Annotated in this window: 18 protein-coding genes and 2 pseudogenes; 13 read left to right on the plus strand and 7 right to left on the minus strand. The window is 69.4% G+C overall.

Going from position 1 to position 25276, the window contains the following annotated elements:
- The first annotated feature begins 207 nt into the window (after positions 1–207).
- The 4 genes from rpoZ (at position 208) to ACFE86_RS10430 (ending at position 4759) form a co-directional block, all read left to right on the plus strand.
- Complete coding sequence (gene rpoZ / locus ACFE86_RS10415; RefSeq protein ID WP_375455264.1) at positions 208–618, plus strand: DNA-directed RNA polymerase subunit omega; 411 nt, start codon at positions 208–210, stop codon at positions 616–618.
- 175 nt (positions 619–793) lie between these two features.
- Positions 794–3064, plus strand: a complete 2271-nt coding sequence (locus ACFE86_RS10420) for a RelA/SpoT family protein (RefSeq protein WP_375455265.1) — start codon at positions 794–796, stop codon at positions 3062–3064.
- Positions 3065–3158: 94 nt separating this feature from the next.
- Positions 3159–3749, plus strand: coding sequence for an orotate phosphoribosyltransferase (gene pyrE / locus ACFE86_RS10425; protein WP_375455266.1), 591 nt, complete (start codon positions 3159–3161; stop codon positions 3747–3749).
- 344 nt (positions 3750–4093) lie between these two features.
- Positions 4094–4759 (plus strand): NYN domain-containing protein, encoded by a 666-nt coding sequence (locus tag ACFE86_RS10430; RefSeq protein WP_375455267.1) that lies wholly within the window; start codon positions 4094–4096, stop codon positions 4757–4759.
- A gap of 3 nt (positions 4760–4762) precedes the next feature.
- Here the strand turns inward: ACFE86_RS10430 and ACFE86_RS10435 are convergent, their stop codons facing one another.
- From ACFE86_RS10435 to dapA, 3 genes are all read right to left on the minus strand, one after another.
- A complete protein-coding gene (locus ACFE86_RS10435; RefSeq protein WP_375455268.1) occupies positions 4763–5329 on the minus strand; it encodes a peroxiredoxin in 567 nt (188 codons plus the stop codon).
- A 406-nt stretch (positions 5330–5735) separates the two neighbouring features.
- On the minus strand, positions 5736–6209 hold the full coding sequence (smpB, locus tag ACFE86_RS10440; RefSeq protein ID WP_375455269.1) for an SsrA-binding protein SmpB: 474 nt from the start codon (positions 6207–6209) through the stop codon (positions 5736–5738).
- Between the two features lie 17 nt (positions 6210–6226).
- Complete coding sequence (dapA, locus tag ACFE86_RS10445; RefSeq protein WP_375455281.1) at positions 6227–7126, minus strand: 4-hydroxy-tetrahydrodipicolinate synthase; 900 nt, start codon at positions 7124–7126, stop codon at positions 6227–6229.
- Between the two features lie 203 nt (positions 7127–7329).
- Here dapA and ACFE86_RS10450 point away from each other — a divergent pair, with 203 nt between their 5' ends.
- Both ACFE86_RS10450 and ACFE86_RS10455 read left to right on the plus strand, forming a co-directional pair.
- On the plus strand, positions 7330–9693 hold the full coding sequence (locus ACFE86_RS10450) for a lytic transglycosylase domain-containing protein (protein ID WP_375455270.1): 2364 nt from the start codon (positions 7330–7332) through the stop codon (positions 9691–9693).
- Between the two features lie 296 nt (positions 9694–9989).
- Positions 9990–11129 carry an FAD-binding domain-containing protein gene (locus ACFE86_RS10455; protein WP_375455271.1) on the plus strand — a complete coding sequence of 380 codons (1140 nt, stop codon included), beginning with the start codon at positions 9990–9992 and terminating at the stop codon, positions 11127–11129.
- 258 nt (positions 11130–11387) lie between these two features.
- On the opposite strand, the gene ACFE86_RS10460 is transcribed toward ACFE86_RS10455, so the two are convergent.
- From ACFE86_RS10460 to ACFE86_RS10470, 3 genes and pseudogenes are all read right to left on the minus strand, one after another.
- A complete protein-coding gene (locus tag ACFE86_RS10460; protein WP_375455272.1) occupies positions 11388–12038 on the minus strand; it encodes a BON domain-containing protein in 651 nt (216 codons plus the stop codon).
- 308 nt (positions 12039–12346) lie between these two features.
- Complete coding sequence (locus tag ACFE86_RS10465) at positions 12347–12958, minus strand: hypothetical protein (protein ID WP_375455273.1); 612 nt, start codon at positions 12956–12958, stop codon at positions 12347–12349.
- Between the two features lie 58 nt (positions 12959–13016).
- Positions 13017–13481: pseudogene (locus tag ACFE86_RS10470) on the minus strand (acetate kinase); the annotation flags it as partial.
- A gap of 200 nt (positions 13482–13681) precedes the next feature.
- On the opposite strand from ACFE86_RS10470, the gene ACFE86_RS10475 reads away from it, so the two are divergent.
- The 4 genes and pseudogenes from ACFE86_RS10475 (at position 13682) to ACFE86_RS10490 (ending at position 18697) form a co-directional block, all read left to right on the plus strand.
- Positions 13682–16153, plus strand: a complete 2472-nt coding sequence (locus ACFE86_RS10475) for a phosphoketolase (RefSeq protein WP_375455274.1) — start codon at positions 13682–13684, stop codon at positions 16151–16153.
- 433 nt (positions 16154–16586) lie between these two features.
- Positions 16587–16685 (plus strand): annotated as a pseudogene (locus ACFE86_RS10480) (IS5/IS1182 family transposase); the annotation flags it as partial.
- Positions 16686–16872: 187 nt separating this feature from the next.
- Positions 16873–17475, plus strand: a complete 603-nt coding sequence (locus ACFE86_RS10485; protein WP_375455275.1) for a hypothetical protein — start codon at positions 16873–16875, stop codon at positions 17473–17475.
- Positions 17420–18697 carry a DNA-packaging protein gene (locus ACFE86_RS10490; RefSeq protein ID WP_375455276.1) on the plus strand — a complete coding sequence of 426 codons (1278 nt, stop codon included), beginning with the start codon at positions 17420–17422 and terminating at the stop codon, positions 18695–18697. Before ACFE86_RS10485 ends, ACFE86_RS10490 begins: the two co-directional genes overlap by 56 nt.
- 240 nt (positions 18698–18937) lie before the next feature.
- On the opposite strand, the gene ACFE86_RS10495 is transcribed toward ACFE86_RS10490, so the two are convergent.
- On the minus strand, positions 18938–21772 hold the full coding sequence (locus tag ACFE86_RS10495) for a class I SAM-dependent DNA methyltransferase (RefSeq protein ID WP_375455277.1): 2835 nt from the start codon (positions 21770–21772) through the stop codon (positions 18938–18940).
- 239 nt (positions 21773–22011) lie between these two features.
- Here ACFE86_RS10495 and ACFE86_RS10500 point away from each other — a divergent pair, with 239 nt between their 5' ends.
- The 3 genes from ACFE86_RS10500 (at position 22012) to ACFE86_RS10510 (ending at position 25152) form a co-directional block, all read left to right on the plus strand.
- The gene (locus ACFE86_RS10500) at positions 22012–23178 is read left to right on the plus strand and encodes a phage portal protein (RefSeq protein ID WP_375455278.1); all 1167 of its coding nucleotides are present in this window, start codon (positions 22012–22014) and stop codon (positions 23176–23178) included.
- Positions 23179–23330: 152 nt separating this feature from the next.
- Complete coding sequence (locus ACFE86_RS10505; RefSeq protein WP_375455279.1) at positions 23331–23861, plus strand: HK97 family phage prohead protease; 531 nt, start codon at positions 23331–23333, stop codon at positions 23859–23861.
- A gap of 7 nt (positions 23862–23868) precedes the next feature.
- On the plus strand, positions 23869–25152 hold the full coding sequence (locus tag ACFE86_RS10510) for a phage major capsid protein (protein ID WP_375455280.1): 1284 nt from the start codon (positions 23869–23871) through the stop codon (positions 25150–25152).
- Positions 25153–25276: the final 124 nt, after the last annotated feature.

The following is a 25276-nucleotide window of genomic DNA, read 5'->3' on the forward strand; positions in this document are numbered from 1 at the left end:
ACCGTCGCAGGTCCCGTCGCATCCGCCGCATCCGTCTACGCCTACTCGCGCTGACCACCCGACGCACAAACCCCGTGGAACCAGCCCGCAAACGGCCGTAGCGCGGCCCTGCGCGGCAAACCGCTGTGCTTGTTGCCAAACGGCATCCGGTGTAAGAGCCGCCACCGCCTGAAAATTCACCCTACCGCCTGGAAGGAGCCGCCGCGCATGGCTCGCGTCACCGTCGAAGACTGCATCGAGAAGGTCGAGAACCGGTTCGAGCTCGTGCTGCTCGCCAGCCACCGCGCGCGCCTGCTCGCCGCCGGCGCCCCGCTGACCGTGGACCGCGACCGCGACAAGAACCCGGTCGTGGCCTTGCGCGAGATCGGCGACGAGACCATCACCGCCGACGACCTCAAGGAACAGCTCATCCACTCGATGCAGAAATACGTAGAGGTCGACGAGCCGGAGGCCGAGGCGGTGCCGCTGCTGTCGAGTTCGCCCACCGCCGCCGCGGTCTCGCCGCAGACCACGAGCGACGATGCCGCGCCGCAGTTCGACCGCATGAGCGAGGAGGACCTGCTGCGCGGCCTCGAGAACCTCGCGCCGCCGGTGGAGACCGACGACGAGGGCGAGTAGCCTCGGCTTCCGGCCGGGCCGGATCGGGACCTGCGGAAGGCCCGGCGGCGACGCCGGGCCTTCCGTTTGCCGGGCACCCCGTCGTTTCTGGGGCTGCGACGCATTCGGGGCTGGCGCCGGGCGGCCCGTTGCGTGAGACTTGCTTGCCTCACGATCGGAAAGGGTCTCCCGGCGGATGATGCGCCAGTACGAACTCGTCGAGCGGGTGAGGCGCTACAACCCCGCGACGAACGAGGCGCTTCTCAACCGTGCCTACGTCTACGCGATGCGCGCGCACGGCACGCAGAAGCGCGCATCGGGCGATCCGTACTTCGCCCACCCGCTCGAGGTTGCCGCGATCCTCACGGACCTGCGCCTCGACGACGCGACCATCGTCGCCGCCGTGCTGCACGACACGGTCGAGGACACCGCGGCGACGCTCGACGAGATCCGCGAACTGTTCAGCCCGGAGATCGGCGCGCTGGTCGACGGCCTGACCAAGCTGAAGCGCCTCGACCTCGTCTCCAAGCGCGCCGCGCAGGGCGAGAACTTCCGCAAGCTCCTGCTCGCGGTGGCCGCCGACGTCCGCGTGCTGCTGGTCAAGCTCGCCGACCGCCTGCACAACATGCGCACGCTCCAGCACATGCCGCCGGACAAGCGCGAGCGGATCGCGCAGGAGACGCTGGACATCTACGCGCCGCTCGCCGGCCGCATGGGCATGCAGGAGCTGCGCGAGGAGCTGGAGGATCTGGCCTTCCGCAACCTCAAGCCCGAGATCTACGCAACGATCGCGCGGCGCCTGTCCGACCTCACGGCGAAGTCCGAACGGCTCGTCGAGAGCATCGAGCGCGATCTGACCGCGAAACTCCACGCCCGCGGCATCGCGGCCGCCGTCACCGGCCGGCAGAAGCGGCCGTTCTCGATCTGGTCGAAGATGGAGCGCAAGTCGGTGGCCTTCGAGCAGCTCTCCGACGTGTTCGGCTTCCGCGTCGTCGTCGCCGCGCCCGACGAGTGCTACGGCGCGCTCGGCGTCGTCCACACGAGCTGGCCGATGGTGCCGGGCCGCTACAAGGACTACATCTCGACCCCGAAGCAGAACGACTACCGCTCGATCCACACCACGGTGATCGGCCCCAAGAGCCAGCGCGTCGAGCTGCAGATCCGCACGCGGGCGATGGACGACATCGCCGAGTACGGCATCGCGGCGCATGCCCACTACAAGGAGGGCGGCAAGGACGGGGGCAAGGAGGGCGGCAAGCCGCAGGGGGGGCGGGAGCCGGAGGGCGGCGCCCACCCGCGGCTCGCCGCCGAGAGCGGCGCCTACCAGTGGCTGCGCCGTACCATCGAGCTGCTCGCCGAGGGCGACAGCCCGGAGGAGTTCCTGGAGCACACCAAGCTCGAACTGTTCCAGGACCAGGTGTTCTGCTTCACGCCGAAGGGCCGGCTCATCGCGCTGCCGCGCGGCGCCACCCCGATCGACTTCGCCTACGCGGTGCACACCGACGTCGGCAATTCCGCCGTGGGCGCCAAGATCAACGGCCGCATGTCGCCGCTGCTGCGCGAACTCGCCAACGGCGACGAGGTCGAGATCTCGCGCTCTGACGGCGCGGCGCCGCCGGCCGCCTGGGAATCGCTGGTGGTGACCGGCAAGGCCCGCGCCGCGATCCGGCGGGCGACCCGCTCGGCGGTGCGGCGCCAATATGCCGGCCTCGGCCGGCAGATCCTCGACCGCGCCTTCGAGCGGGCGGGCAAGACCTTCTCCGAGGACAAGCTGCGCGGCGCGCTGCCGCGCCTCGCGCGGGCGTCCACCGAGGACGTGTTCGCGGCGGTGGGCCGCGGCGAGATGTTCTCGGGCGACGTCGTCCGGGGGGTCTACCCGGACTACAAGGACGAGCGCAGGACCGCCCCGGCCGGCGTGCCCCAGCCGGTCGTCAACGGCGCCGGCCGCCTGATCCGCTCGAAGGACCAGACCATGCGGCTGACCTTCCCGGGCGGAGGCGCGGCCGACGGCACCGACGCCATCCCGATCCGCGGGCTCGCGGGCGACCTCCCCGTGAGCTTCGCGCCGGACGGCGGCGCGGTGCCCGGCGACCGGATCGTCGGCATCCTGACGCCCGGCGTCGGTGTGACGATCTACCCGATCCAGTCGGCGGCGCTCGCCGCCTTCGACAACGAGCCCGAACGCTGGCTCGACGTGCGCTGGGACGTGGAGGCTGACGCGACCGAGCGGTTCCCCGCGCGCCTGGCCACCCAGTCGATCAACGAGCCGGGCGTGCTGGCGCAGATCGCCCAGGTCATCGCCGACCACGACGGCAACATCGACAACCTCTCGATGAAGCGCCGCACCCAGGACTTCACCGACATCATGATCGACCTGTCCGTCTGGGACCTCCAGCACCTCAACGCCATCGTCGCGGAGCTTCGCGGCAAACGGACGGTGAGCCGCGTCGACCGGGTCAACGGGTGACCGGCCGCGGTCCGGCCGCCGGCTTGCCACCTCCGGCACCCGCTGCCACAAGCGCGCATCGCGTCGACCAACCCCGCAACGGAGCCGGGAACCCATGAGTCCGGACGAGGTTCTGGCGGAGTTTCGCGAGGCCGGCGCGCTGCTTGAAGGCCATTTCATCCTCAGTTCCGGACTGCATTCCGGCACCTTCCTCCAGAAGATGGCGATCTTCTCCGAGCCGCCGCGCACCGAGCGCCTGTGCCGGGCGCTCGCCGCCGTGATCGCCGCGCGCTTCGGACCGGTCGACATCGTCGTCTCGCCGGCTGTCGGCGGCATCGTGCCGGGCTACGAGACCGCCCGGCACCTCGGCGCCCGGGCGATCTTCGTCGAGCGCGACCCCGGCGGCCCCTTCACCCTGCGCCGCGGCTTCGCCATCCCGGCGGGCGCGCGCGCCGTGATCGTCGAGGACATCGTCACCACCGGACTCTCGGCTCGCGAATGCCTCGCCGCGCTCCGGGCCGAGCCCGGCGCGGTCGTGGGGGCCGCCTGCCTGATCGACCGCTCGGGCGGCCGCGGCGAGATCGGTGTGCCGTTGCTGTCCCTCGTGACCCTCGACATCCCGGCCTATCCCGCCGACGCGCTGCCGCCCGACCTCGCCGCCCTCCCGGCGGTGAAGCCCGGCAGCCGTGCGGCGGCGAAGACGTGATGAAGGACATGGGTCGCCCTGAAGCCTTTCCTCGATGCGAGATCAGGGGAATTCCAGCGTTTCCCGTAACTCTACGTTGAAGTATTGCAATGACGCATCCTGCCGCGCAACAGTCGATGCATCGCCGACGAAAGCTTAATCCTTGACAGGCTCGCGTGCGGGCATCAAGGCTGGCGGGTGGTCATTCTTGCGCGCCATCGCCGGCCTTTTCCGAAGACCTTTCCAGCGCCCGGCCGCCCCGACGGTCTTGGGACCGTCTCATCCAAACATGTTCGTCTCCCACCGGCGATCGCGCGCCGGCGCCGTGAATTCCGATGGTCGGTATTTTGAAACTGGATCGTGCCATGAGCGCATCACAACGCAGCGCCCTGTTCATCGACGGCGCCAACCTGTACGCCACCACCAAGGCGCTGGGTTTCGATATCGACTACAAGCGATTGCTGAAAGAATTTCAGAACAGGGACAACCTTCTCCGGGCGTTCTACTACACCGCGATGATCGAGGACCAGGAATATTCCTCGATCCGCCCACTGATCGACTGGCTCGACTACAACGGCTACCGGGTGGTGACCAAGCCGGCCAAGGAGTTCACCGATTCCCTCGGCCGCCGCAAGATCAAGGGCAACATGGACATCGAGCTCGCGATCGACGCGCTCGAACTCAGCGCGCATATCGACCACATGGTGCTGTTCTCCGGCGACGGCGATTTCCGCTCGCTGGTCGAGGCGATGCAGCGGCGCGGCGTGAAGGTGACGGTGGTCTCGACCATCCAGACCCAGCCGGCGATGATCGCCGACGACCTCCGGCGTCAGGCCGACGAGTTCCTCGACCTCGTCCACCTGATCGGCAAGATCGGCCGCGACCCCGGCGAGCGATCCGCCCGCCCGGTCGGCGAGCGGGCGCGCGAGTACGGCGAGCGCCCGGCGCGCGCCAACCTGGGCCTGGAGAGCCGCTACGGCATCCGCCAGGGCCAGAACGCCCCCGAGGGGGCGCCGGCAGTGGAGGAATAGGGGTCAGGCCGCGGCCCGGTCGAGCCAGTCCAGCACCGCTTCGGCGCTGCGGTCGGGCGGGAAGACCGGGTGGAACACCTTCGTCACGACGCCGTCGTCGATGACGAGGGTGAGCCGGCGCAGGAGCACCACGCCGGCCGCCTCGAAGGTCGGCAGCCTTGCTGCCATCGCGAAGGCGCGCGAGGCATCCGACAGCAGCGTGAACGGCAGGCGCAGGCGGGTCGCCGCCTCGCGCTGGTAGGCAGTCGCCTGGGTCGAGAGCCCGTGCACCTGCGCGACGCCGCGCCTGCGCAGGTCAGCATGGTGGTCGCGAAACCCGCAGGATTGCGGGGTGCAGCCGCGCGCGCCGGGGATCGCGTCCCAGCCCGGCACGAGGTTCGGCTGCCCCGGCTCGCCGGTGCGCGGATAGGCGTAGGCGACCGTGCGGCCGGCAAGCCGCGCCAGCGACACGCGCCCCCCGTCCGTGGCGGCCAGCGAGACGTCGGGCAGGCGCATCCCGGTCAGATGCGCGGCCGCGCCGTCGTCGACGGGGACGGGGAGGTCGGCGGGCAGGGATCGGTCCTCGGCCATGGCGGTGCTCCGGTGCGGCCGCGCAGCCTATCCGATGAGGGCGAGGGCGGGAAGCGCGACGCTCCCTCCTCCGCACCAGCTATCGGGTTCATACATCTCTCGACGCGATCGGATGACGCGCGGGTCCCCTCTCCCCGCAGGCGGAGAGAGGCCCGGCTGCACCCCGTCGTGCAGCCGGGAAGCGAGAGGCGAAGCGATGGTGAGGGGGTGATCCCGGACGAGACGCATCCGGAAGCGCCCCCTCACCGTCGGCTGCCACCTTGGCTCGCGACGACGACAAGGTCGTCGCAGCCCTCTCCCCGCAAGCGGGGCGAGGGGATGCGCGGCCACCGACGCGTCGAGCGCCGAAATGTGTGAAGCCACAAGCCCGCAGAGGGGCGAGGGAAAACCGCGCGCCCTGTAAAAATCACCCCCGGTCGCGCATGATCCGGGCGCGGTCGCGCTCCCAGTCGCGCTGCTTGGTCGCCTCGCGCTTGTCGTGGGCCTGCTTGCCCTTGCCGAGGCCGAGTTCGACCTTCGCGCGGCCCTTGTCGTTGAAGTAGATCTTCAGGGGCACGACCGTGTAGCCCTGGCGCTGGGTGGCGCCGAGCCACTTGTCGATCTGGCGGCGGTGCAGCAGCAGGCGGCGCGGGCGCTTGGTCTCGTGGTTGAAGCGGCTCGCCTGGACGTATTCCGGGATGTAGGCGTTGAACAGCATCAGGTCTTTGCCCGACGGCCCGGCATAGGCTTCGCCGATCGTCGCGCGGCCGCTGCGCAGCGACTTCACCTCGGTGCCGGTGAGCGCGATGCCGGCCTCGAGCGTGTCCTCGATCGCGTAGTGGAAGCGCGCCGCGCGGTTGTCGGCGACGATGCGCCGGTTCGGTTCGGGTTTCGGAGCCATGAGCTGCGGCAGAGTCCTCAGCCGTCGAGCAGGCCGGCGTGCCGCAACGCCGCGTCGACGACGCCGCGGGTCTCGGCCGAGACCGGCACGAGCGGCAGGCGCACGTCCGCGCTCATGTGGCCGAGGCGCTCCAGGGCGTACTTGACCGGCGACGGGTTCGATTCGGCGAACAGCCCGACCTGGAGCGGCAGCAGCCGGTCCTGGAGCCGAAGCGCCCTGGCGTAGTCGCCCGACAGGCTCGCCTCCTGAAGGTCGGCGCAGAGCCGCGGGGCGACGTTCGAGACCACGGAGATGCAGCCGTGGCCGCCGTGGGCGTTGTAGCCGAGCGCGGTCGCATCTTCGCCCGAAAGCTGGATGAAACCCTCGCCCATGGCCTGCCGCTGGAGGCTGACGCGGTCGATCTTCGCCGTCGCGTCCTTCACCCCGGCGATGTTCCTGAGCTCGGACAGGCGCGCCATCGTCTCGACGCTCATGTCGATCACGGAGCGCGAGGGGATGTTGTAGATGATGATCGGGATGCCGACGGCGTCGTTGACGGCCTTGAAGTGGGCGTAGAGCCCGCCCTGCGTCGGCTTGTTGTAGTACGGCGTGACGACGAGCACGGCGTCGGCGCCGATGGTCTCCGCGTGCCGCGCGCGCTCGACCGCCTCAGCGGTCGAGTTCGAGCCGGCGCCGGCCACCACCGGCACGCGGCCGCCCGCTTCCGCGACGCAGGCCTCGACCACGCGGTCGTGCTCGTCGTGGCTCAGCGTCGGGCTCTCGCCGGTGGTGCCCGTGGGCACGAGGCCGTGCGTGCCCTGCTCGATCTGCCAGGCCACGAACCGGCGGAACGCGGCCTCGTCGAGGGCGCCGTCGCGGAACGGCGTCACCAGGGCGGTCAACGAGCCCCTCAGGCGGCGCGCGGTGGTCTCGGTCATCTCGGGCGTCCTGGCCGGTCTCGCCGCCGGCTCCTGCGGGTGCCGGCCGTCCGGCGCCTCGTCGCGGGCGGCGCAGACATAGGGCTTCCGCCACCCTCGCGCAAACCCTTCGCGCACGTGGTTCATGGCTTCTTAACGGTCCCGGCGGACGCTGTCGCTTTCCGGCCCCCGCTGGGATCGGGTTGGAGAGAGTGACCGCATCGATGGCCTCCCTCACGCGCTCGCGGATCGCCGCCCTCGGCCTCGCGCTCACCGCGGGCGTCGCGCTGGCGGCCCCCGTGGTGGAGCTGCGCGGCTCGCAGACGCCGGCCGCCTCGCAGCCGACCCCGCCCGCGAGCGACGCCACCGCGCCGGCGGCGGCGATCGAGGGTACCGGGACGGCGATCGATCCCGTCGCCGCCGACGCGCTCAAGCTCGACCCGAAGGCCGCCGCCGACGCCGGCGCGGCCAAGCCGCTGCCGCCCGGGCAAGGGGTCGGGCAAGGGATTGGGCAGAGGATCGGGCAGGCGATCGCGCCGGGCCGGACCCTGCCCGCGTCGGTCGCGGCCTACGCCTCGGCCGATCCGGACGCGCCGATCGCTTTCCCGCTGCCGGATGCCGCCGTGACGCCGGCCGCCCCCGTGCCCGAGGTGCCCGGCCTCGGGCCGCTCGTCCGGGTCGGCGACACCGACGTGAGCGCCCTGCGGCAGGCGATCGACCTCTACCGCAAGGGCCGGGTCGCGGACGGCGACCGGCTGCGCGACGGCTTCACCGACCCCGCCGCCAAGGCGCTGCTCGAATGGGTCGCGATCCGCGCCGGCGCCGGCATCGGCTTCGAACGCACGGTCGCCTTCACCCGCGCGAACCCGGACTGGCCGGCCGGCCCGCTGCTGCGCCGCCGCGCCGAGGAGGCGCTGCTGATCGAGCGCAAGGGCCCGGCGACGGTGCGCGCGTTCTTCGGTGCGACCCGGCCGGCGAGCGCGCCGGGAAAGTTCGCGCTGGCGCTGGCCTTCAAGGCGGACGGGCTCGATGCGGACGCCGCCGAACTCGTGCGCGACCTGTGGCGGTCGGAGACCTTCGGCCGGTCGCTGGAGGGCAGGGTCGTCGAGTCGTTCCCCGCGGTGCTGACGCGGATCGACCACCGCTACCGCATGGAGCGGGCGCTGCTGAAGGAGGACTGGGAAGCCGCCGGCCGCGCGGCAGCCTACGCGGGCGGCGCCTACGCCACCCTCGTGCGGGCGCGCCGCGCCGTCGAGGACAAGAGCGCGGGGGCCGCCGCCGCGCTCGCCGCGGTGCCGCCGTCCCTGCGCAACGACACCTCCTACCTGCTGTCGCAGGCGCAGTTCTTCCGCCGGGCCGACAGGCCGGCGGAGGCGGCCGCGGTGCTCGCCACCGCGCCGGACAACCCCGAGGTGCTGGTCGACGGCGACGAATGGTGGGTCGAGCGCCGCATCGTCGCGCGCAAGCTGATCGACCTCGGCGACGCCAGGACCGCCTACGCGGTGGCCAGCGCCAATTCCGCCCGCACGGTGGAGAAGCGGATCGAGGCCGCGTTCCACGCCGGCTGGATCGCGCTGCGCTTTGCCGGCGACGCCGAGGCGGCGGCCCGCCACTTCGCGCTCGCCGCCGGCATCGCCGAGACGCCGATCTCGATCGCGCGGGCCGCCTACTGGCAGGGCAGGGCGGCCGAGGCGCTCGGGCAGGCGGACGCGTCGAGGACGTTCTACGAGCGGGCGGCGCTCCAGCCGATCGCCTATTACGGGCAACTCGCCCGGGCCAAGCTCGGCCGGACCGACCTGGCGCTGCGCGCACCCGCCGACCTCGACGGGCCGGCGCGCGCGGCGTTCGACGACCGGCTCTGCATCCGGGCGCTGCGGCTCCTCGGCGCGGCCGGGCTGAAGGAGCTGGCGCTGCCGCTCTACATCGACGCCGCCCAGCGCCTCGCCGATCCCCGCGAGGTCCAGGCGCTCGGGGATCTGGCCGTCGCGATGAAGGACGCGCGCGCGCTGGTCGCCGTCGGCAAGCTCGCGGTGCAGCGCGGCCTGCCGCTCGATGCCCACGCCTATCCGACCATCGGTATCCCGACCTACGAGGCGTTCGCCGCGGTGCCGCTCGTGGAGCGGGCGATGGTGTTCGCCATCGCCCGCCAGGAGAGCCAGTTCGACCCCCGCGCGCAATCGGGGGTCGGGGCACGCGGCCTGATGCAGATGATGCCGGCGACCGCGCAACGCACCGCGCGCCGGGTCCAGGCCGCCTACGACCCGGAGCGGCTGGGCAGCGACCCGGTCTACAGCGCGCGCCTCGGCCAGGCCCATCTCGGCGAGCTGATGGAGGACTGGCGCGGCTCCTACATCCTCGCCTTCGCCTCCTACAATGCCGGCGGCGGCAACGTGAAGAAGTGGATCGATGCCTACGGCGACCCGCGCAAGGGCGAGGTCGACGCGATCGACTGGGTCGAGCGCATCCCGTTCACCGAGACGCGCAACTACGTGCAGCGGGTGATGGAGAACCTCCAGGTCTACCGCACCCGCCTCGACGGCAAGAGCGCCCTGCTCATCGACGGCGACCTGCACCGCGGCGCGCGCTGAGGCCGGTTCGCGTGAAGGAAATGCTCCAAGTCTCTGTGTGGTCGCATTGTCTTCACGCGAGCCGATATCCACCTCGCTGGAAAATGCTCTAAGCAGGCTCGCGTTGGCAGGCCAACGCTTCGCCCGCTTAGAGCCGTGCCCGATCACGTTGGATCGGGTCACGACTCTAAGTTTCTGTTTTGACGGGCATTCTTGCGACGAACCGGTACCCACTTCGTCGGACTGCGCTCTAGGTCCTTGGTCTGTCGCAGGTTTTTTTCGCAAAACCGCGGGGCACTTTTGCGAAACCTGCTTAGATGCAGGGGATGCCCGAACCCCTCTCCATGACACGCGCCGCCGGCCTCGACAGGCTGACTGCCTTCCTCGCCGGACCGGGAGCGAATTATGCGAGCGCCCGGAACACCGACCGCGCGCGCGGGGCGGCGCCGACGACCTCGGCCTTGTCGCCATACCTGCGCCGCCGGCTCCTGACCGAGGAAGAGGTCGCGCAGGCCGCGGTCCGGACCTTGGGCGACCGCGGCGCCGAGAAGTTCGTGTCGGAGGTGTTCTGGCGGACCTACTTCAAAGGCCACCTGGAAACCCATCCGACCGCCTGGACGCGTTATCTCGCCGGGATGAGCGAGGCCCGTGAACGCCTCGGCGCGGAGCCCGGCCTGCGCAGGACCTACGAGAGGGCGGTCGAGGGGCGGACCGGCATCGACGGGTTCGACGCTTGGGCGATCCAACTGGCGGAGGAGGGCTGGCTGCACAACCACGTCCGCATGTGGTTCGCCTCCATCTGGATCTTCACGCTGCGCCTGCCGTGGGAACTGGGCGCCGCGTTCTTCCTGCAGCACCTCCTGGACGGCGACCCGGCCAGCAACACCCTGTCCTGGCGGTGGGTGGCGGGCCTGCACACGCGGGGCAAGCACTACGTCGCTCGGGCCGAGAACATCCGCCGTTACACGGAAGGGCGCTTCGACCCCTCCGGCATCGACGCGTATCCCGACCCTCTCGACGAGGGCATGCCGCCGCGCGAAGTCGGGCTGGAGCGGGCCGACGCCCCGCCGGAGGAAGCGGTCGCGCTGCTTCTGCACCTCGACGACCTGCACCCCGAGAGCCTGCCGCTCGGGCGTGCCCGCGTGATGCGTGTCGGCGGCATCGTCGCGCACGCCGAGGGCGCGACCGCCTTGGTCCGGGCTGCGGATACTGCGGCCATGGCCGATGCGTTGGCCCGCGCCGAGGCACGCTTCGGCTGCCCGGCCGGACCGGTTTGCGATGGCTGGGCCCGCGACCTGCCGGTGGTGACGGCCTGGGCCCCTGTCGGCCCATCGGCCGACGCGCTGCCGGCGGGCTGCATTCGAGTGCGCCGGGCCTGGGACGAGGCGGCGTGGCCGCTCTCGACGCGTGGCTTTTTCCGGCTGAGGAGCGCCATCCCTCGCCTGATGGAGGTTTGAAGGACCATATCCGATGGATGTCGAACGGCCTTGCACCTTCAGGCTGCTGTCGCCGTGTCCGTGTGAGCCTCGTGTCCCGACGCCTCGCCCATTCGAAGCGTGGCGTCCTCCACGAACATCGCGTTCCGATGCCGCTGGGACCCGTCCGTGTTCCAGGATATCCTGAGTCAAGTGCGTGCTTGGTCATGGTCAGTTTCCCCGTCCCGGTCGGAAAGGCCCCTGCCGGGCACGCGATATCGGGCAGGGGCCTCGCTTCGTTCACACGACACCGATGCGGTTCTCGACGGCGGTGGTGCCCGGGGAGGCCCAGGCCGCACCCACCGCCTCGCGGCGCTCTTGCATCGTTCGAACCATCCCGCCGAGATGGACCGTGCCTCCTTCGGCGGTGACGGTCACGGTCTTCGGATCGAACAGCCACGAGCGGTTCAGCGCCTCACTGATGTTATCGCTGACTGCCGAGACATCGACCTGCGGCTTGATCGTGATCCTGTTGTTCACCGCGATGACGCCGGACAATTGCCCGAGCTCCCGCTCGGCAACCTCGGACTCGAAACGATGATCGACCTCGCCCGTCAGGGTGACGGTACCCTTCGAGACCTTCACCAGGACGCGATCCGGCGGCACCGCCACGTTCCATGCGAGCCGTGCGATGGCGGTGGCCGCGATGTCCTCGTCGGACCGCTTGCGGGCATACGGCACCGCGACCTCGATCTCCTGGACGACGGCCTTCACGCCCCTGACGCGGCAGGCGGCGGCCTCGGCGGCGAGCTTCTCGTCATAGGTCCCAACCTGACCCGTGAGTGCCACCACGCCGTCCTTGGCCGTGACCCCGATTTCCGAGGAGGTCACCTTCGGATCCCAGATGGGTTCGGCCGTGACCCTGTGCTGCAGGGTGGTGTCGTGGGACATGATGGTCTCCTTGGCGATGCCAGGACTGGACGATACGAATGGTGTCTCGGTGACCCTGCCCCCGGGCGGCGATGGCCGCCGTCTACGTCGAAGGTGGGATGTCCCGGTATCGGGCGAATGTAGGTAGCGAGACCGGCGCGGTCCTTGATCCACCGCAAGGATTGCGCTGGACCGAAATCTAGAGTGCCCGATAGACCGACACGGTCGAAGAACACGCTTGAACGCCTCGTGGCCGGTCGTCGTGATCGGTTGCGTCGAGCTTGGGCAGGCTGGGTTCCGACCTCCGGCTCAGTCGTCGTGCCGATCCGTCAGACGCCGATGATACGTCTCGCCTCGTCGGCGATCTCGCGCTCCTCGTCGGCCGGAACGACGAGGACCGGGACGGCAGAACCGTCCCGCCCGATGCGCGACCGGCCCCGGGCGTTGCGTTCCGGATCGATGTCCAGGCCGAGGAACGCGAGCCCGAGGCAGACGGTGGCCCGGATGGCCGCCGCGTTCTCGCCGATGCCGCCGGTGAAGACGAAGGCGTCGAGGCCGCCCAGGGCGGCGACGAGGGGACCGGCCTCGCGCACGATCCGGTAGGCGAAGAGGTCGAGGGGCTCGCGGGCCTCGGGTGCCTCGCTCGCTTCCAGGACCCGGACGTCGTCGCTGATGCCCGAGACGCCGAGCAGGCCCGAGCACTGGTTGAGGAGGTCGGCGACATCGGAAGCGGCCATGCCGCGCGACCGGATCAGGTGGAGCACGAGGCCCGGATCGACGGTGCCGGAACGGGTCCCCATCATCAGCCCGCCGAGGGTCGTCAGCCTCATCGTGGTGGCGACGCTGCGTCCCTCTGCCAGGGCGCAGAGACTGGCGCCGTGACCGAGATGGGCGACGACGACGCGTCCCCTCGCCTCGTCGCCGATCAGCCGCGGCAGCACCCCCGGCGATGTGGGCGTAGGACAGGCCGTGGAAGCCAAAGCGCAGGAGCCCGGTCTCGGTCAGGCCACGCGGGATCGGCTCGATCTGGGCGAGGCGGTCCTGGATCCGATGGAAGGCGGTGTCGAAGCAGGCGACCTGCGGCAGCTCGGGCCACGCCGTCTCGACGGCGGCGATGCAGGCGAGGCCTTGCGGTTGATGGCCCGGGGCCAGCGGCACCAGCGCCTCCAGCTCGGCGACCAGGCTCCCGTCGACGCTGGCGGGGCCGGCATGGCGGGCGCAGCCATGGACGATGCGATGACCCATTGCCCGGAAGTGGAGGTCCGGAATGCGTCGCAGCCGGGCGAGGAGCCAGCCGACGACGGCGCCGAGGTCGCCCGCGGGCGGCACGTCGCCTTCGAGGTCGAGGTCTCCCGTGACCGTCAGATGCACGGCACCGCCGATCCCGGCGACGTGGACGCGCCAGAGCGCGACGTCCTCGTCCTCCCGAAACAGGGCGCATGGCAGGCTGGACGAGCCCGGCATTGAGGACGAGGACCATGCCCATCTCCGGCCGAGGCCCTGACTGGCACGGCCTGCGTCGAAGCGGCGTGATCCAGATCAAAGCTCCCGCGCGCCAGGGATGCGACGACGGGTCCGGGAGGCGTCCCTTCTCCCACCGTCCGACGGGGTACGAGATGCCTGTCGCGAACGATCCGAGAGAGCGCCGCCGCCAGGACGCCGGCATGAAGGTGGCCGGACGCGATTTCGCGCCGGGACCGCTCGGACCGACCGGCCTCGATGCGTACTGGCGGGCGGCGAACTACCTCTCGGTCGGCCAGATCTACCTGCTCGACAACCCGCTGCTGCGCGAGCCCCTTTCCATCGCGAACGTGAAACCGCGCCTCCTCGGTCACTGGGGAACGACTCCCGGCCTCAACTTCGTCTACGCCCACCTCGACCGCGCCATCGTCCTGCGCGACCTCGACATGATGGCGGTGTGGGGGCCGGGGCACGGCGCTCCGGGGCTGGTGGCCAACGCCTACCTCGAAGGGACCTACGGCGAAATCTACCCGGATGTCGGCTCCGATACCGACAAGATGCGCCGCCTGTTCCGGCAGTTCTCGTTTCCCGGCGGAATCCCGAGCCACGCCTCGCCCGAACTGCCCGGCTCGATCCACGAGAGCGGCGAGCTCGGCTATTCCCTGATCCACGCGTTCGGGGCCGCGCTCGATAACCCGGGCCTGATCGTCGCCTGCGTGATGGGCGATGGCGAGGCCGAGACCGGACCGCTCGCGGCCTCCTGGCACGCTTCGAAGTTCCTCGATCCCGTCGGCGACGGCATCGTCCTGCCGATCCTCCACCTCAACGGCTACAAGATCGCCAACCCGACCCTGCTGGCGCGGATGCCGGCGGCGGAGCTGCGCAGCCTGCTCGTCGGCTACGGCTACGAGCCGCTCTCCGTCGAGGGCGACGAGCCCGGCCCGATGCACCAGGCCATGGCGACGGCCCTCGACTACGCCCTCGACCGGATCGCCGAAATCCGCGAACTCGCCACGAACCGCGATGTCGGCCGGCCGAGCTGGCCGATGATCGTGCTGCGCAGCCCGAAGGGATGGACCGGGCCGAAGGTCGTCGACGGCAAGCCGGTGGAGGGAATCTGGCGGTCGCATCAGGTCCCGGTCGCCGCCCTGCGCGAGAACCCGGAGCACCTCGCGATCCTGGAGGGTTGGATGCGGTCGTACCGTCCCGACGAGCTCTTCGACGCCGCCGGCCGCCTCGTGCCGTCGCTGGCCGCGCTTCATCCGCGCGGCGACCGGCGGCTGAGCGCAAACCCCCATGCCAATGGCGGGCGCCGTCCCCGGTCGCTGCGCCTGCCCGATCTCGCCGCCCACGCCGTCGCGATGTCGTCCCACGGCACGGCGATGGCCGAGGGAACCCGCGCGCTCGGCCGATACCTTCGCGACGTGCTCGACCTCAACGCGGCGTCCCGCAGCTTCCGCGTGATGGGGCCGGACGAGACCGTCTCCAACCGGCTCGACGCCGTCTTCGACGTCACCGACCGCGTCTGGCGCGACGCGATCCTGCCGACCGACGAGCACCTCGCGCGCCAGGGCCGCGTGATGGAGGTGCTCTCCGAGCACCTCTGCGAGGGCTGGCTCGAAGGCTACCTGCTCACCGGCCGCCACGGCGTCTTCGCCTGCTACGAGGCCTTCATCCACATCGTCGATTCGATGGTGAACCAGCATGCGAAGTGGCTGAAGGCCTCCCGCGTGCTGGCCTGGCGCAAGCCCGTGCCCTCGCTCAACATCCTGCTGACCTCGCATGTCTGGCGCCAGGACCAGAACGGGTTCAGCCACCAGGATCCGGGATTCATCGACCTCGTCGCGAACAAGAAGGCCGATACGGCGCGCATCTACCTGCCGCCGGATGCGAACTGCCTGTTCTGGGTGATGGATCACTGCCTGCGCACGCACGACCGCATCAACGTCGTCGTCGCCGGCAAGCAGCCGGCCCTCCAGTGGCTCGGCATCGACGAGGCCGCCCGGCACTGCGCGTCCGGCATCGGCGTCTGGGACTGGGCCTCGAACGACGGCGACGCGGAGCCGGACGTCGTCATGGTCTGCGCCGGCGACGTACCGACGATGGAGACGCTTGCGGCGGCCGCCTGGCTTCGCGACCGCATCCCGGAGATCCGGATCAGAGTCGTCAACGTCGTCGACCTGATGACGCTGCCGTCACCCGACATGCACCCGCACGGGCTCGACGACACCACCTTCGACAGCCTGTTCACCCGCGACCGGCCGGTCGTCCTCGCCTATCACGGCTATCCGTGGCTGATCCACCGCCTGACCTACCGGCGCACCAACCATGCCAACATCCACGGCTTCGTCGAGGAAGGGACGACCACCACCCCTTTCGACATGGCCGTGCTGAACGGGCTCGACCGCTACCACCTCGCATTGGCGGCCCTGAAGTGGTCCCCCGGGCTCGGGCCGTGCGTGGCCCATGCCGAGGAGGAACTGCGCGACCTGCTGGCCCTGCACCGCGAGCACGTCTGCGGCACCGGGGAAGACCTGCCGCAGGTGTGCGACTGGGCCTGGACGGAGGCGCCCGTCACGGCCGATGCGAAGCGGATCGCCGCCACGCGTGGCGACGTGCGGATGACGAACGAGGTCGTGGAATACGAGACGGGCCCCGACATCGAGATGACCTAGAGCATTTTCCAGCGAGGTGGATGCCGGCTCGCGTGAAGAAAATGCGACCATACAGAGAGTTATACCAATCGGCGATGAGCCTTACTCGTCGCCGATTGCCCCCTCGACTGCGGGGCGGCGGTCGTCGGCCGGATGCGATGCTTCCGACCATCGGTCGGGATCATCGCCGACTGGTATTAGAGCAGTTTCCGTGATCCAGGGATCATGGAAACTGCTCTAAGAGCATATCCCGGTAGACGGATTTGCTGGGTGTCCCAAGCATCATTGCGCGAAGTGGCCGCCGGTTCGCGCGAAAGAAATGATGCGGCACCAAGAGATCGAAGCAGGCATTCGTGGGGCGACCCACGAATGCCTGCTTAGGTCTGTGGCTTGAAGGCGGGAGGATGCGATGGCTCGGGCGAGATCCCACACCATCGAGGACGACGGCTACCGGTTGTCGGGTAAGGTTTGGGGGCAGATGGAACCGCTGCTTCCGCCGCGGCCGTCTCACCCGCTGGGCTGCCACAAACGACCTCGCCCTCATCCACGTCGCCTGCGCCATCATCACAAGGGCGACAATGCCTGCCAGGATAGCCTTTGAGCCGGAATCGCCCGCTTTGTCACATATAAAACTGAGATAATAAGCCGACCATAGGACAATGCGCTTGACATCGACGCGCTCCTCCGGCATAAGAACCGCACGCTCCAGAAGTGTGACGAGACGGTTCGGGAGGCGGGGGATGAGCAGGCCGTCCCCCGTCGTAGCGCCGGAGATCGCCGCCGCCGTGGAGCGCCTGATTTGCAGGAGCGGAGCCGACATCGCCGTGATCGCCGTCATGGCCGGCCTGTCGCGCCAACGCGTGAACGACTGGACGCGCGCAGGCGGATGGGCGCGGACCAAGCCCGTCCGGAAGCGGAGCGAGGACGACATCCTCGCCGATCTCGCCGCCTTGGAGCGCCGCGCCGGTGCGTTCCCGGCGGACACCCCGCCCGGCGCGACGCTCGATGCCGCCGACCTGCCGGCCCTCCGGGCGCGGCTGCGTCTCCATGTCGGCCGGCAGATCGCGGCCTTCGATGCGGCCCTGCGCGGCGAGGGCGCGGCGGTGATCGATTCGGCGCGCGTGCTGCGCGACCTCGGCGGGCTGAAGCGCCTGCTCGACGACCTAGCTGCCGGGACGGGAGAGGCGGATGGGACGCGCGGCACCGCCGATCGACCCGGCCTCGACCTCCCGGCCCTGCGCGCGGAACTCGCGCGCCGCTATGCACGATTGCCGCGCGAGCGGCCGGATGGGAGCCTTCCTGGCGAGCCTGCCGGCCCCGCTGCTCCTGGCGCTGGAGCATGACTGGCTGCATCGGGCGCGATCCGACCAGCTTCCGCCGCCCTGGGAGGCCGACTGGACCACCTGGGCGGTGATCGGCGGCCGCGGTTGCGGCAAGACCCGCACGGGCGCGGAATGGGTCGATGCGCTCGCCCGCGGCGACCCGGCCTTCACCGATGCCGTAGTCGGCCGGATCGCGCTGGTCGGCGAGACCTTCGCGGACGTGCGCGACGTGATGATCGAGGGCCCCTCCGGTCTGCTCGGCCTGTCGGACAGGGGTGCGCGCCCGCGCTGGTCGCCGAGCCGGCGTCGGGTGGAATGGGCGAACGGCGCCGTCGCGATGGCGTTCTCGGCCGAGGAACCGGATTCGCTGCGCGGCCCCCAGTTCGGGGCGGCATGGTCGGACGAGGTCGCCAAGTGGCGTCGGCCCGAGGCCGCCTTCGACATGCTCCAGTTCGGCCTGCGGCTGGGCGCCCGCCCGCGCAACCTCGTCACCACGACGCCGCGGCCGATCCCGCTGATCCGCCGGCTGCTGGCCGACCCGCGCACGGTGGTGAGCCGCGCCCGCACGGCGGACAACGTCGACAACCTCGCGCCGGCCTTCCTCGACGCGGTGGTGGGGCGCTATGCCGGCACCCGCCTCGGGCGCCAGGAACTCGACGGCGAGCTGATCGCCGACCGGCCCGACGCCCTGTGGACCCGCGACGCGATCGAGGCGACCCGCCTCGCCGCGGCCCCGGAACTCGCCCGCATCGTCGTCGCGGTGGACCCGCCGGCGAGTTCGGGCGCCCGCGCCGATGCCTGCGGCCTCGTCGCAGTCGGCGCAGCCGGCGCCTCGGCCTACGTGCTCGAAGACGCGACGCTGGCGCGTGCCAGCCCCCAGGCCTGGGCGGCGGCCGCGCTCGCGCTCTACCATCGTTTGCAGGCCGACGCCCTCGTGGTCGAGGTCAACCAGGGCGGCGAGATGGCCGCGGCCGTGCTCGCCCAATGCGACCCCGCGGTGCCGGTCACGTCCGTGCGCGCCACCCGCGGAAAATACCTGCGCGCCGAGCCGGTCTCGCTGCTCTACGCCCAGGGCCGCGTCCACCACGTCGGCGCGTTCCCCGCCCTGGAGGACGAATTGTGCGACTTCGGCCCCGACGGGCTCTCGACCGGCGCCTCGCCGGACCGGCTCGATGCCCTGGTGTGGGCGGTGACGCACCTGCTCCTTGGGGGGCGGAGGGAGCCGCGGATTCGGGGGTTGTAGGGGGGTATTGGGCCGGTTGGAATTTTAATCCGACTTAAACGAACATCCTTGACCCAAGGCGGACGTTCCCAAGGTCCGCTCCCGGACGGAGAACTTTGGGAGGCAGATCGAAGTCCTAGTGGTCGAAATCTGACGGATGGAACCCATGCCCTGGGTCCGCTCCCCATCCGTCAGGTTTTCACCACTAGTCTCGCCTTTCTAGCCCATGGCAATCATTCAGACTCGCCCAATCCTTATAACTTATGCCTCCTTGGCCAATCTGGCTCGTCTCTTCGGCTTTGCTTTCATGGTAGCCAGAGGAGCGCTTCTGCTCTCGTAGAGCGAGAACAGGTGCTCGACCCTCTCACGCTCGAAGGCAAACGGCTTCGTCCGGTAGAGCTTGTCGACGGCTCGATCCAACGCCTCGTGCGCCTTTCTCAGAGCCGGAGGCATCCCGTCCGCATCGTACAGGTCGTCCAGTTCGTCATTGGGAAAGGCTGCGCGAACATCGAGCATGGCTTGGGTAAGCGCCTCGATCTTGGCGCGCTTCGCGTTGTCCAGATCCGGCGAGGGGAACGAGTTGTAGACTGCAGGCGAGTAGCTGTAGTCGCTCTTCAGCCGCCCGGCCACGGTTCTCATCCAGGCCATGTGCATTGCGGACATGAGGATGCCAAGGTAGTGCAGAGGCGCGCCCGGTACGATCATCAGCTTGTTTGACGCGATGACGTTCTTCGGCAGAACAGACATCGGGATGTATTCTCTCGTCTCCGACGAAACCTCCGGGATCGCCAGGTAGTCTATGTCGGGCTGCCGGTCCTGGGTGAACACTGTGGGGTACTTCGCGAAAGCCTTGACGCTCTCGGTCGTGCTCAGCGCCCGTCCCTTCCGAACGCGGTCAAGCCTGTCCGCAATAGCTGCGCACGCCTTAATCTCAGACGGTTTGGCGTCCTTCAGCCAAAGGCACCAGCGCCACTCGCCGGAGATCAGCTCATCTCCCCCGACGTAGGGTCGCAACCACTTCTTCGTAACAGGATCCGCCTTGATCAGCGCCTTCTTACCGGCGTCATCCATGATCAGGTTGCTGGTGGTGATGTAGCCGCCTCCGGGCTTCCTCAGGCGAGCGCCATCCGTCGGCTGGCTTCCCTTGTGCATCTTTAGCATCCCCACCGGCGGCCTGGATCGTGCCGGGATGGCGTATTGCGGCCCGTCGATCAGATAGCCGTTGATGGCATTGACTCCCGTTGCGAACGGCTCGCCTCGGACGTGGGTGTAGTCGCAGATCGTTCTCTCGGAGGGCGGCTCGTGCGCCATGCCGATGATCACGCAATGGACTGCCGCCTTGCCGCGTGCCTCATTGTTCCACTGGAAGGTCCGGTGTGCAAAATAGATAGACAGGCCGCCAGCGAAGAGCCGTGGCCATAGAATGCCCGACTGCTCGCCTTGCGTGATGGAGTTGGTCGACACGAAACCGATGCGGATGGCCTTGTTGACACTTGCGTAGTCCATCGCCTTCTTGAACCAACAGGTTACATAATCGAGGCGGTTGACCTGTCCCTCTTTGCCCCAGACGCGCGCCATGTCGGCCTGCTGTTTGGCGGTACGCCATTGGTGGCCGCGGAACGGCGGATTGCCAAGGACGTAGGAGCAGTCCTTCGGCAGCACCAAGTCCGCCCAATCGAATTCGAGGGCGTTGTCGTGCCGAATGTGGGCTGCCTCGTCCAAGGGCAAGCGAACATATGGCCGGTCAAAAGCCTCACCTAGCTTGTTATTCATGATGTGGTCCATCATCCACATCGCAGTCTCGGCGATACGGGCCGGAAACTCGTCGACCTCGATTCCGTAGAACTGATCGACGTTGACTTCGGAGAGCGTCCCAGGATCGAAGAGCTGGCCACCTCCGGCAACCTCTTTCCTAATCTCGATAAGAACGTCGAGTTCTAGCTGCCGCATCTCACGGTATGCAATGATGAGAAAATTGCCGCACCCGCATGCCGGATCAAGAAAGTGCTTGCTGCGAAGATCCTTCAGGAATTCCTGTAGGTCTCTTGTTCTTCTGGTGTCCCTACGCACTTTGAGGCGTTGGAATATACCTCTAAGATCATCAAGAAAAAGTGGTCGAATGACTTTCAGAATATTTTCTTCGCTCGTGTAGTGAGCTCCGAATTTTCGCCTCTCGTCCTTGTTCATCACGGACTGAAACAGAGATCCAAAGATCGCTGGCGACACTCGTTCCCACCTGAATGCCGCCGCGGCCAGCAGTTCCTCTCTCATCTCCGTATCAAACGAAGGAATAGAGAGTCCACCTCGAAATAAGCCACCGTTAATGTAGGAAAACTTGGCGAGATCCTCGTCGAGGTTCTTCTGCCTCTTGTCTTTTGGCTTGTCGAGAACTTGGAACAGCTCCGAGAGCTGAGCTCCCATGCCAGATCCGTCCTCCGCAGTACGATCATGCAGCCACGTCTGGAAGCTGCCCTTAACCTCGAAGATGCCGGTGCTGTCCGCGAACAGGCAGAAGAGCAGCCGAACGAGGAAGCGCTCCAGGTCGTTCCCTACGTAGCCTGACTGTTCGAGCGCATCGTGGACCGCCCCCATGACCTCGGCAGCCTCGATGTTCGCTTCCGGTTGATCCAGGTAAACCGGCGCTTCGCGGCCTACGATAAAGCCGAATAGCTCGACTCTCTTGGAGAACTCGGCCAGCTTAAAGTCGAACTCCTTCCGGTCCTGAAGATCAAATAGCTGAAAATTCTGAAAATCACTTACAAGAATAAACCTCGGAAATTCGGCCTTTTTTAGAGAAGAGCAGTAGTCGAGAGCCTGCTGAGTAGCCCTAGAAAGATCCTTGCCGGCACTCTTCTGCTCCACAACGAGCTGACCGGGCCAGAACAAGTCGATGAAACCGTTTTTGTTGTCGAGTTTCTTGACCTGCTTCTCGTAGACGGCAACTTGCTTCCGATCGACCCCAAAGACATAAAAAAACTCATCGTAGAACGTCTGGGTCTCACCTTTTTCGTAGCTCGCCTCTTTCCAGCGTTTCGAGAATTTGCCTGCCCTTGATCGGATCTCGTTCCAACTGAGGCGCATCTCGACCCGTCTCACCTAATTCCGCCAAGTTGGCGGGGCGGCTTTAGGTGTCACAACCTGTCGAGCGGGGCAACGGGAGGACGAACATCGGTTGCAACCTTAGCTACGTGTTGCAGGGAATAGACGCTAACGCTTGCACCGCAGCCCGGTGCGGACTTCACGCAGCCAGCCCGCGAGTCCCAGACGCAGCCGCGTCGAACTCTCCCATCGATCAACCCGCGCCGCCCGTCCCGATCTCCCCCCGGAGCACCCCCATGCCCACCCTGCTCGACCGCCTCGCGCGGGCCGCGGGCTATGCGCCCGCGACCAAGGCCGCGCCGCTTGCCTACCCGCACTTCGCCCTCACCGGCGAGGGGCGGGCGGTGTGGACGGAGGGGGGCACCGCGCTCGCCCGCGAGGGCTATCAGCGCAACGCCGTGGTCCACCGCTGCGTGCGGCTCGTGGCGGAGGGTGCGGCCGGGATTCCGCTCGCGGCCGCCGACGGGGCGCCCGGCCATCCGCTGCCGGCGCTGCTCGCCCGGCCGAACCCGCGCGAGGCCGGCACGCGGCTGTTGGAGACGCTCTACGCGCACCTCATGGTCTCCGGGAACGCCTACGTCGAGGCGGTGGCGCTCGACGGCGTCCCGCGCGAGCTGTTCGCGCTGCGCCCCGACCGGATGCGGGTGGTGCCGGGCCCGGACGGGTGGCCGGCCGGCTACGTCTACGAGGCCGGCGGGCGGCGCGTCGCCTACGATCAGGCCGGCTTGGTGCCGCCGATCCTGCACCTGGCGCTGTTCCACCCCACCGACGACCATTACGGCCTGGCGCCGATGGCGGCGGCGGCGGTGCCGCTCGACATCCACAACGCGGCCGGCGCCTGGAACAAGGCGCTGCTCGACAACGCCGCGCGGCCCTCCGGCGCGCTGGTCTTCGCCGGCGCCGGCGCGAGCTTGAGCGAGGCGCAGTTCGCGCGGCTCAAGGGCGAATTGGAGGCGAACTACCAGGGCGCGGGCAATGCCGGCCGGCCGCTGCTCTTGGAGGGCGGGCTCGACTGGAAGCCACTGGCGCTGTCGCCGAAGGAGATGGACTTCGTCGAGGCCAAGGCCGCGGCCGCGCGCGAGATCGCGCTCGCCTTCGGCGTGCCGCCGCTGCTGCTCGGCCTGCCGGGCGACAACACCCACGCCAACTACGCCGAGGCCAACCGCGCCTTCTACCGCCAGACCCTGATCCCGCTCGCCCGCCGCACGGCGGAGGCGCTCGGCCATTGGCTCGCCCCGGCGCTCGGCGCGATCCGCCTGGAGCCCGACCTCGACGCGGTCGAGGCGCTGGCCTCCGAGCGCGAATCGCTGTGGCGCCGCGTCCAGGCGGCGGACTTCCTGACGGCGGCCGAGAAGCGCGAGGCGGTGGGCTACCCGCCCGAAGTCCCGGGGTCCGGGGCCTGAGGCCCCGGCGGGCCCGGGCGGCGCCCGATTTCCGTATTCACCCTCGGATCGAAGCCGATCCGAGGGTGGCCCGCCGCATCGGCGGCGACGCGCAGTCGCGCTCGCGCCGCGACCCTCGGGCGCGGCGGGCTTCATCGCACCGGAGGATCGCCATGGACGGCCACTTCACCGGCTATGCCAGCCTGTTCGGCGTGCCCGATCTCGGGCGCGACGTGGTGATGCCGGGCGCCTTCGCGGCGAGCCTGCGCCGGCGCGGCGCCGCCGGCGTGCGCATGCTGTGGCAGCACGACCCGGCCGAGCCGATCGGGTGCTGGCTCTCGCTCGCCGAGGATGCGCGGGGCCTTCGCGTCGAGGGCCGGCTGAACCTCGCCGTGCAGCGGGCGCGCGAGATCGACGCGCTGCTGCGCGCGGGCGGCCTCGACGGGCTGTCGATCGGTTTTCGCACGCTCGAGGCGCGTCCCGGCGGCGGGCTCCGGCAGCTTCGCGCGGTCGACCTGTGGGAGGTCTCGCTCGTCACCTTCCCGCTCCAGCCGGGGGCGCGCATCGCGTCGGCGCCGCGGCCGGCCGAGCTGCGCGCCTTCGCACGCCGGCTGGCGCCCGCGCGACTCGCGCCCGCCCGCGCCGCCCGGCCCCGCGCCGATCCGGCCCCCCGCGTGACCCCTTCCTCCGCTCCCCACAGGTGAGGCCCTCATGACCCGTCACGAAACCTTCCAGACCGGACCCGACCTCGCGCCGCTCGAGAACAAGGCCGGGCGGCCGCCCTCCGAGCCGGGCACGGCGCGCGAGACCTTCGACCTGCTGACGCAGGCGTTCGAGGCCTTCAAGGAGACCAACGACACGCGGCTGGCCGAGATCGAGGGCCGGCTCGGGCCGGACGTGGTCACCGAGGAGAAGCTCGCGCGGATCGACGCGGCGCTCGACAGCGCGCGCACGCGGCTCGACCGCATCGCGCTCGACCGCGCCCGCCCGCCGCTCGGGCGCCCCGACCAGCCGCGCGACGCGGCGGCCGACGAGCACAAGGCGGCCTTCGACCTCTACGTCCGCGCCGGCGAGAGCGGCGGCCTGAAGCGCCTGGAGGCGAAGGCGCTCTCGGCCGGCTCCGGGCCGGACGGCGGCTACCTCGTGCCGCAGACGATCGAGCGCGAGGTGCTCCGGCGCCTCTCCGACCTCTCGCCGATCCGCGCCATCGCCAGCGTCCGCACCATCTCGGGCGGCCAGTACAAGCGCGCGGTGGCCACCGGCGCGCCGGCCTCCGGCTGGATCGCCGAGACCGCGCCGCGGCCGATCACCGACGGGCCGGTGCTGTCGGAGCTGAATTTCCCGGCGATGGAGCTCTACGCGATGCCGGCAGCGACCCAGACGCTGCTCGACGACGCGGTGGTCGACATCGACGCGTGGCTCGCCGACGAGGTCGAGACCGCGTTCTCCGAGCAGGAGGGCGTCGCCTTCGTCTCCGGCAACGGCGTCAGCCGCCCGCGCGGCTTCCTCAGCTACGACACGGTGGCCAACGACGCCTGGGTGCCGGGCAAGATCGGCATCCTCGGCACCGGCACCGCGGGCGCCTTCCCGACCCTGAAGCCGGCCGACGTGCTGCTCGACCTCGTCTACGGCCTCAAGGCCGGCTACCGCCAGAACGCCGGCTTCGTGATGAACCGGCGGACGCAGAGCGCGATCCGCAAGTTCAAGGACGCGGACGGCACCTATCTCTGGCTGCCGCCGACCGCCGCCGACCGGGCCGCGACGCTGCTCGGCTTCCCCGTCACGGAGGCCGAGGCGATGCCCGACATCGGCGCCAACAGCCTCGCGCTCGCCTTCGGCGACTTCCGCCGCGGCTACCTCGTGGTCGACCGCACCGGCCTGCGGGTGCTGCGCGACCCGTATTCGGCCAAGCCCTACGTGCTGTTCTACACCACCAAGCGCGTCGGCGGCGGCGTGCAGGACTTCGCGGCGATCAAGCTGCTGAAGTTCGCCTGACCGTCGGGCGCGGGGCGGAGCGCGCCCCGCGCCTCAGATCCGGTGGCGGCGAGCGCGCGTGCGGCCCATCTCTAGAGCATTTTCCAGCGAGGTGGATACCGGCTCGCGTGAAGAAAATGCGACC

The sequence above is a fragment of the uncultured Methylobacterium sp. genome (genome assembly GCF_964244095.1).
Taxonomy (GTDB): domain Bacteria; phylum Pseudomonadota; class Alphaproteobacteria; order Rhizobiales; family Beijerinckiaceae; genus Methylobacterium.